The organism is Methanothermobacter sp. K4, assembly GCF_022014235.1.
Taxonomy (GTDB): Archaea; Methanobacteriota; Methanobacteria; order Methanobacteriales; family Methanothermobacteraceae; genus Methanothermobacter.
Genome location: NZ_JAKLTD010000001.1, coordinates 619,181 through 630,934 on the forward strand (window position 1 = coordinate 619,181; position 11,754 = coordinate 630,934).

14 protein-coding genes and 2 tRNA genes are annotated in these 11,754 nt (G+C 49.0%); 8 read left to right on the top strand and 8 right to left on the bottom strand.

What is annotated here, in order from left to right; translation table 11 throughout:
• Positions 1-4: 4 nt before the first annotated feature.
• Positions 5-1,519, top strand: a complete 1,515-nt coding sequence (locus L5462_RS09295) for a DUF11 domain-containing protein (RefSeq protein WP_237779505.1) — start codon at positions 5-7, stop codon at positions 1,517-1,519.
• Between the two features lie 22 nt (positions 1,520-1,541).
• Here L5462_RS09295 and L5462_RS03345 read toward each other — a convergent pair whose 3' ends face one another.
• A complete protein-coding gene (locus tag L5462_RS03345) occupies positions 1,542-2,483 on the bottom strand; it encodes a calcium/sodium antiporter (protein ID WP_237779385.1) in 942 nt (313 codons plus the stop codon).
• 92 nt (positions 2,484-2,575) lie between these two features.
• Here L5462_RS03345 and hypD point away from each other — a divergent pair, with 92 nt between their 5' ends.
• From hypD to pscS, 6 genes are read left to right on the top strand one after another with little or no spacing between them, the layout of a single operon-like run.
• On the top strand, positions 2,576-3,631 hold the full coding sequence (gene hypD, locus L5462_RS03350) for a hydrogenase formation protein HypD (protein WP_237779386.1): 1,056 nt from the start codon (positions 2,576-2,578) through the stop codon (positions 3,629-3,631).
• Complete coding sequence (locus tag L5462_RS03355; protein ID WP_237779387.1) at positions 3,631-4,302, top strand: phosphoglycolate phosphatase; 672 nt, start codon at positions 3,631-3,633, stop codon at positions 4,300-4,302. Before hypD ends, L5462_RS03355 begins: the two co-directional genes overlap by 1 nt.
• On the top strand, positions 4,302-5,594 hold the full coding sequence (locus L5462_RS03360) for a TldD/PmbA family protein (protein WP_237779388.1): 1,293 nt from the start codon (positions 4,302-4,304) through the stop codon (positions 5,592-5,594). Before L5462_RS03355 ends, L5462_RS03360 begins: the two co-directional genes overlap by 1 nt.
• Before the next feature lies 1 nt (position 5,595).
• On the top strand, positions 5,596-6,588 hold the full coding sequence (locus tag L5462_RS03365) for a radical SAM protein (protein WP_237779389.1): 993 nt from the start codon (positions 5,596-5,598) through the stop codon (positions 6,586-6,588).
• 12 nt (positions 6,589-6,600) lie between these two features.
• Entirely contained in the window at positions 6,601-7,119 is a 519-nt protein-coding gene (locus L5462_RS03370) for an NTPase (protein WP_237779390.1), read from the top strand.
• Positions 7,120-7,121: 2 nt separating this feature from the next.
• Positions 7,122-8,258 (top strand): O-phospho-L-seryl-tRNA:Cys-tRNA synthase, encoded by a 1,137-nt coding sequence (gene pscS / locus L5462_RS03375; RefSeq protein ID WP_237779391.1) that lies wholly within the window; start codon positions 7,122-7,124, stop codon positions 8,256-8,258.
• A gap of 30 nt (positions 8,259-8,288) precedes the next feature.
• On the opposite strand, the gene L5462_RS03380 is transcribed toward pscS, so the two are convergent.
• The 4 genes from L5462_RS03380 to L5462_RS03395 form a co-directional block, all read right to left on the bottom strand.
• Positions 8,289-8,696: a transcriptional regulator gene (locus tag L5462_RS03380; RefSeq protein WP_237779392.1), complete on the bottom strand. Its 408-nt coding sequence runs from the start codon at positions 8,694-8,696 to the stop codon at positions 8,289-8,291.
• 18 nt (positions 8,697-8,714) lie between these two features.
• The gene (locus L5462_RS03385) at positions 8,715-9,161 is read right to left on the bottom strand and encodes a universal stress protein (protein WP_237779393.1); all 447 of its coding nucleotides are present in this window, start codon (positions 9,159-9,161) and stop codon (positions 8,715-8,717) included.
• The gene (locus tag L5462_RS03390) at positions 9,161-9,634 is read right to left on the bottom strand and encodes a TIGR00288 family NYN domain-containing protein (protein WP_237779394.1); all 474 of its coding nucleotides are present in this window, start codon (positions 9,632-9,634) and stop codon (positions 9,161-9,163) included. Before L5462_RS03390 ends, L5462_RS03385 begins: the two co-directional genes overlap by 1 nt.
• 81 nt (positions 9,635-9,715) lie before the next feature.
• Positions 9,716-10,369 (bottom strand): TetR/AcrR family transcriptional regulator, encoded by a 654-nt coding sequence (locus L5462_RS03395; RefSeq protein ID WP_237779395.1) that lies wholly within the window; start codon positions 10,367-10,369, stop codon positions 9,716-9,718.
• A 142-nt stretch (positions 10,370-10,511) separates the two neighbouring features.
• Here L5462_RS03395 and mtrA point away from each other — a divergent pair, with 142 nt between their 5' ends.
• Complete coding sequence (gene mtrA / locus L5462_RS03400; protein ID WP_237779396.1) at positions 10,512-11,057, top strand: tetrahydromethanopterin S-methyltransferase subunit A; 546 nt, start codon at positions 10,512-10,514, stop codon at positions 11,055-11,057.
• Between the two features lie 72 nt (positions 11,058-11,129).
• Here the strand turns inward: mtrA and L5462_RS03405 are convergent.
• The 3 genes from L5462_RS03405 to rpsJ all read right to left on the bottom strand — a co-directional run bounded on the left by L5462_RS03405 (position 11,130) and on the right by rpsJ (position 11,726).
• Positions 11,130-11,214, bottom strand: a tRNA-Ser gene (locus tag L5462_RS03405).
• 36 nt (positions 11,215-11,250) lie between these two features.
• Positions 11,251-11,335: transfer RNA gene (locus L5462_RS03410), tRNA-Ser, on the bottom strand.
• Positions 11,336-11,417: 82 nt separating this feature from the next.
• On the bottom strand, positions 11,418-11,726 hold the full coding sequence (gene rpsJ, locus L5462_RS03415; RefSeq protein ID WP_237779397.1) for a 30S ribosomal protein S10: 309 nt from the start codon (positions 11,724-11,726) through the stop codon (positions 11,418-11,420).
• Positions 11,727-11,754: the final 28 nt, after the last annotated feature.

The window sequence follows — 11,754 nt, forward strand, 5'->3', positions numbered from 1 at the left end:
ACCCATCAATAATGGACAGAGCACCAACTTCACCGTTATTGTTACAAATAACGGGCCAAATGATGCAACAGGTGTTGCGGTAACCGATATACTGCCAGCAGCACTCACACTGATCAGCGCAACTCCATCACAGGGAACATTCACTGGAGGGGTCTGGAATGTGGGTAACCTCGCAAATGGGGCATCAGCAACCCTTGTACTTGAGGTGCTTGCAAATGCTGCTGGTATCTTCACAAACTATGTGAATGCATCAGCAGACCAGTACGATCCGATTATTTCAAACAACAATGCCACAGCGGTCCTTACAGTGAACCCATCTGCAGATGTCTCAGTGACGAAGACTGTCAGTAACAGCACACCGAACTTCGGTGATCTGATAACCTTCTATGTGACTGTCATGAACAATGGACCTGATAATGCAACAGGGGTCACTTTAACGGAGAGATTACCTGCAGGACTCGTCTATGTCTCCCACGTGATATCACAGGGGATATGCTATCCACTTGCTTGTATCTGGATAGTTGGGGATCTTGCGCCTGGTTCATCAGCGACTCTGAACTTCACTGTTCTTGTGAATAGGACGGGTGATGTTGTAAACAGGGTTCTTGCTGTTGGCGAGGAGTTTGATCCGTACCCTGAGAACAATACTGCTGAGGTTACGGTGAGAATACCTGCGGCTGCTTATCTTGTGATAGATAAGCTGGTCAATGCGACTGTTGCTAACTTCACTGATACTGTGAGGTTCACGGTTACGGTGAGGAATGATGGGCCTGATACCGCTGCGGGTGTTGTTGTTACGGATCTGCTTCCGGCTGGTCTTGAGTATCTGAGCCACAGTGCTAGTCAGGGTACTTATGACAGTGTGACTGGTGCTTGGATGGTTGGTTCACTGGTTAAGGATGCTGTTGCGACGCTTGAGATTGTTGCGAGGGTTGCTGTTAGTAACAGTACTCTCATTAACATTGCGGATGTGACGGCGGATACCTACAACCCGAACCCTGATACAAGCGCCAACGCCACTGTAACGGTGAACCCAAGGGCAGAACTCACCATTAACAAGACAGTGGATAGAAGGGCTGTGCGCGTGGGTCAGAACGTAAGGTTCACCATAACAGTAACCAACAATGGACCCGACACAGCACTCAACACAATGGTTACCGACAGGCTGCCTGATGCCATGAGGTACATATCCTCCAACGCCACCAGGGGTTCATACAACCCCACAACAGGTGTATGGATGATAGGTGACCTCCCAGCAGGCTCAAGCGCGGTTCTTGACATCGTGGTCCAGCTCATAAGGCGCGGCACATTCGTGAACGTTGCAACTGTGAGCTCAGGTTCAAGCGGAGGCAACAACACGACAGACGTTGAAATAGATGTCACGGAGCCATCTCCAGCCCCAGAACCTCAACCAGGACCTGGAAAGGTCCCGATGAAGCCAACAGGAGCACCTTTAACTGCACTTGTTGCAGGAATGCTTCTTGTGGCAGCAGGTTCAGCGATATCCAGGAGGAAATAAACCCTTTCTTTTATTTTTTTATTCAACTTGTGGTTGCTATTCTTAAGGCAGCATAAATTATGTATATAATGAGAAGCACGACCCCCTCTACTCTTCTAAGCTCCATATCCGTCCACATGAAGTACATTACAATAACTGTCACAGCTATCAAAATGGGGGCATCAAGCACCACGGAGAGGGGCTCAACGGGAATTTTCACGAATAATGAGGGAACCCCTATGCCTATGAGGATATTGAATATGTTGCTCCCGAGTACAGTGCCCAGTGAGAGGCTGCACATGTGCTTCCTTGCGGAGTTCACAGCGACAACAAGTTCAGCAAGGCTTGTTCCAATGGCAAGGGCAAACAGGCCGACTATCATCTCAGGAATGTGGAGAACCCCTGCAATTTCAACTGCACTGTAAACCAGTACCCTGCAGAACACCACAAGGCCTACGAAACTTAAAATTGCGGTTGTGATGGTCTTCCAGCCAGCGTCACCACCCTCTATGAGGTGGCTTGTGTAATATTTCCTCTGCTTCTTTATGAGAATTAAAAGGTAAACTCCATAGACGCTAAGGAGAACTGCACCTGTAAGAGGGCCGATGGGCCCCATCAGCATGAAATATGAAAGTATCAGGATGCTCAGAAGCCCGAATAATCCATCTCTCCGGATCTCATCCCTGTTTGTTGTAACAGCACAGGAGAGAATGGCAGATATCCCTATGATACCCGCAATGTTCCATATGTTTGAACCTATCACAACACCCACACCGAGTTCAGGACTACCTGTAAGGACAGAGATCATGGCAGACCCGAATTCCGGAAGAGATGTCCCTGCAGCTGCAACCGTAACTCCCAGTATTATCTGGGATATTCCAAGTGCCCTCCCGATATCAACGATCCGGTCCACAAAGATATCCGCGGATCTTATAACACCAATGAGTGAGGCGCAGAAAATCACTATTAAGATGATAGGTGACATGATTAATAATCCCCGTGCTTGATTGATCTTGGTTGCCAGTTACATATATGGATCATGATAAATAGACCTTAACTGTAATTTGGTGGTAGCCTATGAAGAATCTTTCAAGGGAACTGGTTTCAAGGATACATGAGATATCACGTCCTGTTAAGATAATGCATGTCTGCGGTTCACATGAACACACTATAATGCAGCATGGAGTAAGATCGCTCCTCCCTGATGAGGTTGAGGTGGTGGCCGGTCCGGGGTGCCCTGTCTGCTGTGTCCCTGCAAGGGAGATCGACGAGTGCATCGAACTTGCAAGGCAGGGCGTTACAATCACAACCTTCGGTGACATGCTCCGCGTCCCCGGCTCAGAGGGTTCACTCGCAGATGCCAGGGCCGAGGGCGCTGATGTCAGGATAGTCTACGGGGTGGGAAATGCGGTGGAGATAGCAAGGAAAGTTGACAGGGAGGTCGTCTTTATGGCGGCTGGCTTTGAGACCACCGCACCAACAACAGCAGCTGAGATACTATCGGGCCCACCAGAGAACTTTTCAGTCCTGTCCTGCCACAGACTGATACCCCCGGCACTCAAATTCCTCATAGAATCAGGAGAGGTTAACCTCAACGCCCTCATAGAACCCGGCCACGTATCAACCATAATAGGGATGAAACCCTATGAACCATTCTCAAGGGACTATGGCATACCACAGGTCATAGCAGGCTTCAACCCCCTTGACATACTCATGGCAGTGTACATGATACTCAGGCAGATCGAGAGGGGCGAGGCAAAGGTTGAGAATGAATATAAGCGGGCAGTGAAACCTGAGGGCAACATCAAGGCCCAGCAGGCTATGGATGAGGTTTTCCGCATAACCGAGAGGGAGTGGAGGGGATTCCCTGTCATACCGGAATCTGTATATGAGATCAGGGATGAATTTTCAGAGTTCAATGCAAGGGAAAAATTTGATATTGATGTTAGGGATGCCCTTGAGGCGCCCACGGGCTGTATATGTGGCGCAATACTGAGGGGTGTTGCAAGGCCAGAGGATTGCTCCCTCTTTAAGACCCAGTGCACGCCCACAAACCCTGTGGGGGCCTGTATGGTTTCAAGGGAGGGGACCTGCAACATCGCCTACCGCTACAGTTCATTCAGGGTGCAGTGATGAGGGCCATTGCAGTTGACATAGATGGCACTATAACCGACAGCTCCAGAAAACTGTGCATCAGCGCTCTCAGGGCCCTCAGGGGCGCTGAAAGAAAAGGAATCCCTGTTATAATCGTCACAGGGAATGTCCTGTGCTTTGCAATGGCAACATCGGTCCTCATAGGGACAGGTGGTGGTGTTGTGGCTGAAAATGGTGGTGTGATATACGTTGATGGGGATATAAGGGTTCTGGGTGACATTGAGAAGGCTGAAGCAGCCTACAGTTACCTTGAAAAAATATACCCTGTCAGAAAGGTTCAGTTCTCTGATCTGAGGTTATCAGAGGTTGCACTTACCCGTGATGTCCCTGCTCAGAGTATCAGGGATGCCCTTGAGGGATTTGATGTTGAGGTCTATGACACAGGCTTTGCAGTGCACCTTACAGACCCCCAGGTGAATAAGGGATCTTCCCTGAAACTTGTGGCAGAGTCGATGGGGATTGAAATGTCTGATATCATGGCCATAGGGGACAGTGAGAACGATATTGAATTCCTTGAAAGGGTGGGGTTCAGTGTGGCCGTTGCCAATGCAGCCCCTGAGCTCAGGGAAATGGCAGATTATGTGACTGAGGGTGAATATGGTGATGGAGTTAGGGAGGCTATCCATAAATTTGCGGGGGTGGATATCTGATGTTTGGTTTTGCCGAAAAGGCCCTCAGGCTGTCCTTAAGGAGCGTTGAGATGGCCGAGGTCTACATTGAAAGGGAGCATACAGTTGAGGTGCAGGTTCAGAGGGACCTCATAGACTTTGGGAAGATAGAATCCATGACAGGTATCGGTATAAGGGTACTTAAAGGGGGCAGAATGGGCTTTGCATACACCTCAGATCCATCGAATCTCCAGCGAGCCGTTAAAACGGCCACAGAGAATCTCAGGCTGGCCGATCCAGATGAAAATTTCGGATTCTCCGAACCAGCAAGTTACCCCACCGTGAAGGGGATCTTTGACACATCATTCATGGAACTGGATGTTGAGGAATCTGCCAGCATAGCAGAGGTGATGGTTGATAAAACACTTGATGAGGGCTGCAGACCAACAAGCGGGGGGTTTTCAGCATCCATGGTTGAAACATTCATCATGAACTCGGAGGGCGTTGAGGCCTCATCAAAGTCAACGGGATTCTCAGCATATATATCGGTGAATGCAGAGAAAAATGGGTCCAGGACAACGGCATATGAGTCTGATTCATCATGCAGCATGGACATAGACCCTGAATGGATAGCTGGAAGGGCATGCAGGATAGCAAGGGATTCACTTGGCGGTGAAAATGTTGAGAGTGGAAGGATGTCGGCCGTACTCGATTACCATGCAGCTGCAGGGTTGCTCGGCACATTTGCCGCTGCATTCAGCGCAGATAATGTTCAGAGGGGAAGGTCAATCCTGGCTGATAGGATCGGCACTGAAATAACATCCCCTGACCTAAGCATATACGATGATGGCACACTGAGGGGTGGCCTTGGCTCCTCACCCTTTGATGGGGAGGGCACACCGTCCCAGAGAACACTCCTTGTTGCTGATGGAGTCCTTGAGGGCTACATCCACAGCATCTACACCGCATCGAAGGGTTCATGTGAGAGTACAGGTAACGGGTTGCGAAGCTACTCTGACATACCCCTGGTTTCAACCACAAACTTCGTCCTTGAATTTGGGGATGAGGTTTCAGTTGATGATTTCAGCGGGATATATGTTACTGATGTACTGGGTGCCCACACAGCAAACCCCATATCAGGTGACTTCTCGGTTGAGGCCAACAACGCCTTCCTGGTGGAGGGTGGCGAATTCACGCCGGTGAAGAAGGCAATGCTCTCAGGTAACATATTCGACCTCATGAAGAATGTCTCATCAACCGACCTTGAGAGGAGGCAGATTGGAGACTTTGTAACAGCACCCCTCCTTGTTGAGGGAATCCAGGTAACAGGTTAAAATGTCACTGAAAGATGCTCTTGGCCACTACCTTGCTGTGAGGGATGGAAGGAAGGATGCAAAATTTCTTGAGGCAAAGGCAACCCCAGCATCCTTCAGCAGGGATTCAGAGACCAGTGAACTCTGGAGGGAACATGAAAGAATAGAGCAGGGCTTTGAGTGTTCAGGGGAGTGCAGGAAATCATTCCTTGATCTGAAAATTGAAATTGCAGAGAGGATTTTCAGGAACTGTTCACTGTGCCACTGGCGATGTGGTGTTGATCGTAACCGGAACCCTGGAAGATGCGGTGTTACATCACCCAGGGTTGCATCGGAGTTCCTGCACTACGGGGAGGAGGCACCGCTGGTGCCCAGTCACACTATCTTCTTCTCAGGCTGCACAATGAACTGTGTCTTCTGCCAGAACTGGGATATATCACAGAACCCCTCTGTGGGTGTCAGCATCCCTGAGGATAAACTCGCAGCAGTCATAGAGGAGAGGAGGCGGATGGGTTCAGCCAATGCCAACTTCGTTGGGGGAGACCCTACCCCTGCACTACCCTACATTCTACGCGTCCTCCAGTTGATATCCATAAGTGTACCCGTGGTATGGAACAGCAACATGTACCTCTCACAGGAATCCATGAGGCTCCTGAGTGGTATCGTGGACCTCTACCTCACTGACTTTAAATTCGGCAACAGTGACTGCGCATTGAAACTTGCCGGTGTAAGGAATTACTTTGAGGTCGTATCAGAGAATCACCTCAGAATAGGGGGAGAGGATATGATAATAAGGCACCTGGTGATTCCAGGGCACCTTGAGTGCTGCACAAAACCCATCATATCATGGGTCGCAGATAACCTAGGGGGGGAAACTGTGATTAACATCATGGGCCAGTACAGGCCACTCTACAGGGCATCATGGTACCCTGAACTGAACCGTTACCCATCCATGGAGGAGCTTGAAGAGGCAAGGCAATGGGCCCTGAGGGAGGGTATTGAAAATCTTATCTGATGATCAGTTGAGGTGAGCCCTTTGAAGATTTTAATAACAGGAAGACCCGGGAGCGGGAAAAGCACCCTTATTGGGAGAATAAAGGATCACCTGGAACTTAAAGGCCTTTCTACTGGAGGTATATTCACGCCAGAGGTGAGGGAGGGCTCATCAAGGGTTGGCTTTGAGGTTGTTGATATAAAATCAGGCAGGAAGGGCCTTCTTGCCTCATTGAATACCAGGGGGCCGCGGGTTGGAAGGTACGGTGTAAACGTTGACGTGATTGATGAAATCGCTGTTCCAGCGATAATGAGGGCTCTGAGGGAGGATGACTGTGTCATCATAGATGAGATAGCGCCAATGGAGCTTAAGAGCGAAGGGTTCAGGAGGGCTGTGGATGAGGCACTGGCTTCAGAGGTTCATGTGGTTGCAGCGGTCCACAGAAAACTTGTTCAAAGTATAAGAAAGAGGGGTGACATAAGAGTATTTGTTGTGGATCCTGAGAGTCGTGATCATGTTTATCGGAGGATCATTGATTTACTGGGTGATTGATCATGGAATGCGCTGATTATGGTATTACAAGGGCACTTGAAAGGGATAACCTCAACCTTAACCCCCTCCAGAGGGGAGGTGTTTTACCTGCAGCCGCCAGGAAGGCCCTCTATGAATTCGGGGATGGTTACAGCGTCTGTGATTACTGCGAGGGGCGTCTGGACCAGGTTACAAGGCCTGCTGTGAACAGCTTCCTGGATGACCTCGCAGATTTCATAGACGCAGATGCGGTCAGGACGGTTCATGGGGCAAGGGAGGGTAAATTTGCGGTGATGCATGCCCTCTGCGAGGCTGGTGACACCATAGTTGCAGATGGAAACGCACACTACACCACACACCTCGCTGCAGAGAGAAACGACCTTGAGATTGTGGAGGTCCCATCAACGGGATACCCTGACTATGAGATAAAACCTGAGACCTATAGGGAGGTCCTTGAGGAGGTCGCTGACAGGGTTGATGTTAAACTTGCAGTTCTAACACATGTGGATGGTAATTACGGTAACCTAACCGATGCAGAGGAGGTGGCCAGGATATGCAGAAAGATGGGTGTCCCCCTCCTCCTGAACTGCGCCTACTCCATGGGCCGCCTTCCTGTTAAACTCAGAAAGATGGGGGTCGACTTTGTTGTTGGAAGCGGACACAAGAGCATGGCGGCCTCTGGGCCGATAGGTGTTCTTGGGTTGAGGTCTGAATGGGAGGACACCCTCCTAAGGAGGTCAGGGAGACATGAGAAGAAGGAGGTGGAGATGCTTGGCTGCACATCACGGGGCGCACCACTTGCAACCCTCATGGCTTCCCTCCCACACGTTGTGGAGAGGGTTTCCCGGTGGGATGATGAGATTAAAAAAACCCGTAGATTTGTCTCTGAACTTGAGAATATGGGGGGCATAAGGCAGATTGGTAAGAGGCCCAAGGAACATGACCTTGTGAGGTTTGAAACCCCAGTATTCCATGATATTGCATCTTCACATCCAAGGAAGGGTTTCTTCCTATATGAGGAACTTAAGAAGAGGCGGATTGTTGGTATAAAAAGGGGTCAGACCAAGTGGTTCAAGTGCAGTGTCTATGGAATGACCGATGGGCAGGTTCAGTATGTTGTTGACTCCTTCAGGGAGATCATTGAGAAGAACAGGAATTGAATTTGTTCATGATAGGGGGGCTGTATTTTCTTATAGTATAACAGGGAACTGTATTTCCCTTACCTTTTCACGGTATATCTCCCGTGGGGCCCCTATTATGTCAATTCTGTTCTCCTCTGCGTAACCTATGAGCTCCTCATAGGCTTCCTCCCGGTTTTCACTGTATTCTTTAAATATGACTGTGTGTTTGGGGATTGTAACAATTTTAATGTCGCCGGCACCCCCTGATTCGCCCTTTACTGGTATTCCTGCGTCATATCGACCATCATCCTTGAGGGGGCTTGTGTAGAATATCACCAGTGGGTCACCGGCTATTTCAAGGTTTTCTGATGAGATGAATTCTCTCACCTCCTCAATGAGTTCACCGGTTTTGCTTAAGGGTCCGCTGAAGGTTATAAGCGCCAGTTTCTCATCACTTAACGTTCTTTTTCCTATCATTGAATCACCTTTACTTATTCAACCAACGACCAGTATGGGGGTTTCTGCAGATTTCAGAACCTTACGTGTTATGCTTCCGGATATTATGCGGTCAAGGCCGTGTTTACCTGAACTACCCATGACAACGAGGTCCACATCCTCATCCTCCATTGTCTCAAGGATAACCTCTGCAGGGTTGCCCTCAAGTATCTGGGTATCGAGTTTGCACTCCTTCATTCTACCATTTTCCTGCATTGATGAAAATTCGTCCTTGAGGATGGATATTGCCTTCTCTGACTGTTTTCTAAGTATCCTTTCAATGCGCCTGCTGATATCCTCATCCCAGACTTTCCTGTAGGATGTATCAACTACACTTATCCCGAGTATATCGGCACTGCTCATCTCCGCAATTCTGAATGCGTGTTCTGTTGCCTTCCTGGCGTCGTCTGAGCCATCCGTGGGTATCAGTATTCTCCGGTACACCATCAGACACCTTCACTTATGAGCTTTATTGAGTCATCTGCCGAGTTCTGGAGTGCTATGCTGAACCCTGGCTCTGCACCTATAACAAGGGTTTCCTTTCCGTTCTCCTTTGCTATGTTTATCAGGGGGAGGAAATCTGCATTCCGGGTCATCAGTGCAACCACATCAATGTAGGGGTTGTGTATGAGTTCAAAGGCCTCCACTGCAAGCTGGACATCCACGTCCCCGGCGACTATCATTGGTGAGAATCCCTGGTTTACAACTGCCTCGATGAGCTTATCTGAGGCGTACTGGTTGAGGAGGACCTTACCCACCCTGAGGTTTCCCCTGTCAACCAGGAGGTCCTTAACAAAGTCAAGATCTGAGCAGAATTCCTTTCTGAGCATGTTTGGACCATCCACGAGAAGTCCAAGATTCTTTTTATCGTCCTGACTGTTATCTATTATCACGAAGTTAGCTTCATCATCCATATTCATTCTTTTCCTCACGCCTTATCGTTACTTTAAATACAGATTGTATCTAAAACCTTATATAGTTATTTATGTTGTGGCTACTATTCATGGGTCTCTGCTTTCCGGCTTCTGATTTTTTAGGGCCGATTCAAGGAATATCTCAAGGTCCCTCCAGAATCTGTCCCTCCCGATTTCTCTGGCCTCAAGGACCATCCTTGATGTGAGGTCGAGGTTTAGGGAATTTATGGCCAGTGTATGGATGTATATGGATAGCTCAACCGGGTCGAGGTCACTGCGAATGCTACCGTCCTTCATACCCTCTATGATTGCCTCAACCATGAGCCTCCACATCCCTGTGCGGAGGTCCACTATTTCCCTTGCATCCTCACCCTCGCTCATCTCAAATCTCTCTGTGCCACTGTAGCAGTATATCCTGAAGTAGTCAGGGTGTTCCTTTGAGAATCTGTAAAGGGCGTCCACCATGGCCTTAACCTTACCGTAACCGTCTGTTTCAAGTTCTGAACATTCGGAGTACATCCTGTGGAGTATTCTTACACCGTAGAGGTTAACTGCGAAGAAGAGGGCCTCCTTATTTTTGAAGTAGTAGTAGAGGAGTGCCTTGTTGACCTCTGCCCTTTCTGCTATTTCATCCATGGTCACATTGTCGTAGCCCCTCTCGAAGAATGCCTTCTCAGCAGCCCTTATTATCTGCATCTGTCTTTTCTGCCTTTCACGTTCTCTCCTGGAAGATGGGGCCATCTTGATTCACCTTTTCTGTATCTGTAGGATATCTGTTCTGGGGCTTTAAAAGACTTTTACCGGAAGATTTATATATTTTTAACCACAAGTTAAATTTTAACCAGAAGTTAAAAATTAACTGATGGTTAAGGAGGTGTTTGTAATGGTTGACAAGAAACCGGTACCTGAGGACTGGCCCCACATAGTTGGGGACTATGTGGTTGGTGATGCCGAAAGTCCGGTTGCGGTTGTCACCCTCGGGTCCCACATGGAAGATGAGCCTGTAAGGGCAGGCGCGGCAATTTCAGGTCCACTGCACACAGAGAACCTTGGAATAGAGAAGGTGGTTGGTAATGTAATTGCAAACCCCAACCTCAGGTTCCTCCTTGTATGCGGTGCAGAGGTCATGGGTCACATCACGGGTCAGAGCATGAAGGCCCTCCACAGCAACGGGGTTGATGGAGAAACCAGGAGGATAATCGGGGCCACCGGAGCCATCCCCTACATAGAGAACATGCCTGATGAGGCCATAGAGAGGTTCAGAAGGCAGGTGGAACTTGTTGACATGGTAGATGTTGAGGACCCCGCTGCAATAAGAGAGAGAATAGGTGAATGTGTGGTGCATGACTCAGGGGCAATTGATGAGGAGCCCCTCATTTTAAGGCCCCCTGAGGATCTGGATAAAAAGAAACCTGATGAAAACACATGATTACTTTTTTAAGGGTCCAGACCGCCACCCTCAAGGCGGTCTCTTCCTCCTATATTTTAGATTCTTATTCTACGCCGGGACTGGGATTTGAACCCAGGCGGAGCAGAGCTCCACAAGATTTCCAGTCTTGCGCCTTACCTGGCTAGGCTATCCCGGCAGAATAAGCTGTTAGTTTCAGAAAAAGGTTTTTAAGCGCCGGGACTGGGATTTGAACCCAGGCGGAGAGAATCTCCACGGGATCTCAAGTCCCGCGCCTTACCTGGCTAGGCTATCCCGGCAGCATCAGATAAAAGAGATTGATAAACTCTCATTTATATAGTTTTTGGTCCCTGAATTTGGTTATAGGGGTTTGCACCCCAGTTAACTCTTGAGTTCTATTTCTATGCTGACGTTGTCAGGTACATTGACCTTCATGACCTGACGCATTGCCCTCTCATCGGCCTCTATACCCACAAGTCTCTTGTGGATCCTCATCTCCCATTTCTCCCAGGTTGCGGTTCCCTCACCATCAGGTGATTTCCTTGTTGGGACCACAAGTTTCTTGGTTGGGAGGGGTATTGGGCCTGACATGTCCACGCCTGTCCTCTCAGCGATCTTCTTCAGCTGGTCACAGACGTATGCCAGTTTTTCAGGGTCTGTCCCTGTGAGTTTAATCCTTGCTTTGTGCATCTGAATCCTCCTTTAAAAAAGGGAAGGG